Here is a 3,869-nt window from a genome sequence, read left to right as displayed (position 1 = left end):
GGCCGTAGACGACCGATCCGACGGCGAGCAGGGACAGCAGCCAGAAGCCCGCGAGCAGGGGGCGGAAGCCGTAGCCGACCGTGGCCTCCTGGAGGTGTCCCCACAGGCGGGCCTGCCAGGGGAGGGTGCGGCGGTGCCGGCGGATCTTGGCCAGCTGGACGACGCGGGCGGCGTGGTCGTCGCCGACCCGCAGGAAGGCCCCGGTGAGCTGCTCGTAGCCGTGGGGCAGGTACCCCTCGCTCTCGCTGTGCAGCATGGGGAGGCGGCGCTCAGCAGGCTCGTGCGGGGTGAGCGTGGTGTAGACGAGACCGTTGAGCATCACTTCGTCCGGCAGCACGTCCGGTTCCAGGAACAGCACCTCGATCTGGGTGCGCCGCAGGTTCAGGGCGCCTTCCATAGGGGGTGCCTTGCGCAGCCAGAGTTCGCCGATGGCGCAGCTGCTCGCGCGCAGCGCCGTGTCGCCGGGGTTCGACAGGTGGGCGTACGACAGGTCGAGCCGTCCCGGGACGCGGGCGCCCCGGAGGCCGATCCAGCCCTGGACACGGATGTGTCGCATGAGGAGGTTGCTGCCCACGACGAGCGTCTCCGCGTCGAGGGCGGCGCCTCCGGGGTTGCCGAGCCTCGCGCGGTCGAGGGTGACCGATCCCGCGACCGAGGCGCCGCTGAGCCGCACTTCGCCGTGCGCGACCAGTCCGGGGGCCCACAGGTTGTCGCCGATGGTCGCGTGGCCGAGGCGGAGCGCGGGCCACTCGGTGGTGTCCGGCGGGGTGATCCGGCATGCGTCCATGAACAGCGCCCCGTCGATCCGCGCCCCGCCGAGCCGCACCGGCCCGCGGAACCGGCAGCCGGACAGGTGGACCATGCCCTCCACCTGCACGATGGCGGCCGCCAGACCGGGCAGGACGGAGCCGTTCAGGCTCAACTGGCGCAGCCTGGCGGCGTAGAGGAGGGGCGTCTCCTCGAAGAAGCAGTCGCTCAGCCGCAGGGCGTGATCGATCGTGCCGTACGCCAGATCGAGGGTCCCGGTGATCCGGGCGCCCGCCAGTTTGAGGGCGGGTATCTCGCCCTCCTCCTGCGGGCCGCTGAGGAGCAGGGTCCGCAGCACCTCGGCGCGGACGGTCCGCTCCTGGCCCCAGTCCGCTGCCTGTGCCGCGTCTTCGTCGTCCGTCGCACGGAGGTCGACGGAGACGCCCTTGGGGAAGGCGTGCCACACCCTCAGTTCAGCGGGAGAAAGATCATTTGTGTCCACCCGCCGGGACTCTGGCGCCACCGCGCATGGCTGTCAACACCTCCTCGGGCCAGAACGCCGAGGTCCTGGGGGCGTCTTGTCCCGCATCCAGGAGCAGCGACGGCCCGGGGCCACATCGGGACTGCATCCGGCCTCCACCATCCGGTACGTTCCTGGACGGAACCTGCCGGCAGGCAGCCGCCGTGGAAAGGTGAGCAGATGACCCGGCCCACCCCGGTCGATGCACTCACGGCGTGGAGTGGCCACGCCCTCGGCGAGGCGGACTGGCTGCTCCCGCTGCCGCCCGCCTGCTCGCGCACACTGGACGGCCGGGGAGAGGACACCGGATCCTCTGGGGCAGAACTGGCGGACCTGGCCGCGCGTGTCACCCGGCGCCTGCGGAACGGCCGCGGGTTCGTCGTGGTCCGCGGCCTTCCGGTAGCCGGCCGCGCTGACCGGACGTGCGCCGCGATGTGCCGGCGACTCGCCGCCTCCCTGGGCACGGTGAGGCCGGCGGACCCCGGTGACCTCATCACCGTGTCCGACAACGCCGGACTGGGCAAGACCGACCTCGCCCTGGCCCTCCACACCGACCGGACCCCGGCACCCCGTCCTCCAAGGCTGCTGGGGCTGCTGTGCGTGCGACAGGCAGCACGAGGCGGGGAGACGCTGCTCGCCAGCGGCCATGCCCTGCACAACAGGCTGCTCACCGAAGCCCCCTGGGCCCTGCCCCGCCTCTACCAGGACTTCCACTTCGGCCGAGGACCCGGCTTCGACCGGCTCCGCCCCGTCTTCCAGCGGCACGGCACAGACCTGCGCGTGCACTACAACCGGCGCGGGATCGAACAGGCCCAGCACGCAGCCGGCGCGCCCCTGCCCCCCGACGAGCAGGCGGCCCTCGACGCCGTCGACCGGATCCTTTCCGGCCCGCGCACCGTCCTGCGCATACCCCTGCGCCCGGGAGACCTTCTCTGGCTGGACAACACCGTCGTCCTGCACGGCCGCACCGCGTTCACCGACCCGCCCCACCCGTACGCCCGTAGATGCCTGGCCCGCGTGTGGGCGGACTGAGCTTGTTCCCTCCCTCCGGCGAGTCACCCTGACGGGACGCGTGATCGCCCGGGCAGGACCGCTAGAGGGATATCGCGACGACCTTCTCCGCGATGATCCGCACGATCAGCCGGACGACGTCGGCCGGCTCCGCCGGCGGGTCCTCGCCGAGATACCGCTGTGACAGCTCGCGCGGCAGCGTCTTGTCCGGGTCCGGCAGCAACTCGGCCGTTCCCCGTATTTCCACGGACCGGTACGGGTTCGCACGGTCGTAGACCGTCAGGCTGATGCGCGGGTCCCGGACGAGGTTTCGCGCCTTCTTCCTTCCTGCGGTCGTGGAGAAGACCACGACGTCCCGCTGCCTCCCGACCCAGACGACGGACGTCTGCGGACCGCCGTCGGGATTCAGCGTCGCCACCACGGCGAAGTTCCTTCCGTCGATCAGCTCCTTCACCGCCGCGTCGAGCGCCACCGGCGCGGGAAGCTCCTCCGTCTTCCGGGCGTTCTTCATTCGTCGTCCTTCGCTTCTCGGTGAGCATGGGATCAGCGCGAGCGGCTGAGGCCGTCTCTCGCGGGGGCACTGACGTGCACTCGCCCATCCTCGGAGGCCACGCCACACAACGGAAGTAGGCACATTTATGTCACGCAAGAACACGTGCACGACGGAGGAGGCTGCGGGCCGCGAGGTCTGTACCGTCCTCGATGTGCTCGGCAGGGTGAGCGGCAAATGGAGCCTCGGCGTCCTGAGCGAAACCACGCGGGGACCTGTCCGATTCGCCGAACTCGAACGCTCGCTGAACGGGATCAGCCGCCGGATCCTCACCCTGACGTTGCGCCAGCTCGAAGCCAACGGCCTGCTGATCCGCACGGTGTACCCCACGGTGCCGCCCAAGGTCGAGTACACCGCCACCGACGAGGCGCGCGAGCTCTACGCCCAGCTCACCGGTCTCACCGCCTGGGCCGCACGCCACGCGCCCGCGACCACCCGGGCCGACCCGCCATCGGATCCGCTCACGATCGCCCGGACATGACCTGGTAATCAGCGCTAGCCAAAGCCCTCGCGATCGTCACGCCGATGCATGGCACTTCGGCGCGGCTTCGGGCGCACCAGGCGGTTGCGCATGGTTGCGGCGTACTACGGGGTACCCAGGACGGTCGCGATGGCATCAGCGATCTCGGCACGTGTCGTCGTGAGGTCCAGCGCGCGCCCGAGACCGCGCCGGGCGAACGCGGCGGCGTTGTCGGGCTGGTCGACGAGAACACCCATGGCCAGAACCGGCGTTGCGCCCTGCACCGCGTCGAGCAGGGATGCCCGGCCGCCGTGCGTCACGAACAGGTCGGCGTGGCGCAGGAGGGCGGGTTGCGGGACGTGCTCGACGACCTTGATGCGAGGGCCGGTGCTCCGCAGGTGCTTCGCAAGGTGACCCGCGGAGACGATCGCGTCGCAGTCGATGGTGGAGAGCGCGGCCATGATCTCCCGGTAGGCGCTCTCCACTACGGCACGCAGATCGGTCATCGCCGTGGTCAAGGTGCCGAGGCTCACGCAGACGAACGGACAGGGCGAGGGAGAACGGTCCAGCCACGCGGGCAG

5 protein-coding genes are annotated in these 3,869 nt (G+C 70.9%); 2 read left to right on the top strand and 3 right to left on the bottom strand.

Annotation, left to right across the window (positions count from 1 at the left end):
• The coding region (locus LE181_RS31560) for a membrane-associated oxidoreductase (protein ID WP_225665009.1) at window positions 1–1,249 on the bottom strand (1,249 nt) is incomplete at its 3' end.
• Window positions 1,250–1,447: 198 nt separating this feature from the next.
• Between LE181_RS31560 and LE181_RS31555 the strand changes: the two genes are divergently transcribed.
• On the top strand, window positions 1,448–2,299 hold the full coding sequence (locus LE181_RS31555) for a TauD/TfdA family dioxygenase (RefSeq protein ID WP_225665008.1): 852 nt from the start codon (window positions 1,448–1,450) through the stop codon (window positions 2,297–2,299).
• A gap of 61 nt (window positions 2,300–2,360) precedes the next feature.
• Here LE181_RS31555 and LE181_RS31550 read toward each other — a convergent pair whose 3' ends face one another.
• On the bottom strand, window positions 2,361–2,789 hold the full coding sequence (locus LE181_RS31550) for a PPOX class F420-dependent oxidoreductase (RefSeq protein WP_225665006.1): 429 nt from the start codon (window positions 2,787–2,789) through the stop codon (window positions 2,361–2,363).
• A 127-nt stretch (window positions 2,790–2,916) separates the two neighbouring features.
• On the opposite strand from LE181_RS31550, the gene LE181_RS31545 reads away from it, so the two are divergent.
• A complete protein-coding gene (locus tag LE181_RS31545; protein ID WP_225665004.1) occupies window positions 2,917–3,309 on the top strand; it encodes a winged helix-turn-helix transcriptional regulator in 393 nt (130 codons plus the stop codon).
• A 104-nt stretch (window positions 3,310–3,413) separates the two neighbouring features.
• Here LE181_RS31545 and LE181_RS31540 read toward each other — a convergent pair.
• A partial coding sequence (locus tag LE181_RS31540; RefSeq protein WP_372458556.1) for a glycosyltransferase occupies window positions 3,414–3,869 on the bottom strand: 456 nt, incomplete at its 5' end.

Origin of the sequence: Streptomyces sichuanensis, assembly GCF_020328095.1 — a bacterium.
Classification (GTDB): domain Bacteria; phylum Actinomycetota; class Actinomycetes; order Streptomycetales; family Streptomycetaceae; genus Streptomyces; species Streptomyces cinnamoneus.
This window is presented reverse-complemented; position numbering and strand designations above follow the sequence as displayed.

Excerpts from the sequence above, each read along its gene's own strand:
- LE181_RS31545 (WP_225665004.1), top strand. The coding sequence starts at position 2,917 with ATGTCACGCAAGAACACGTGCACGACGGAGGAGGCTGCGGGCCGCGAG.
- LE181_RS31550 (WP_225665006.1), bottom strand. The coding sequence starts at position 2,789 with ATGAAGAACGCCCGGAAGACGGAGGAGCTTCCCGCGCCGGTGGCGCTC.
- LE181_RS31555 (WP_225665008.1), top strand. The coding sequence starts at position 1,448 with ATGACCCGGCCCACCCCGGTCGATGCACTCACGGCGTGGAGTGGCCAC.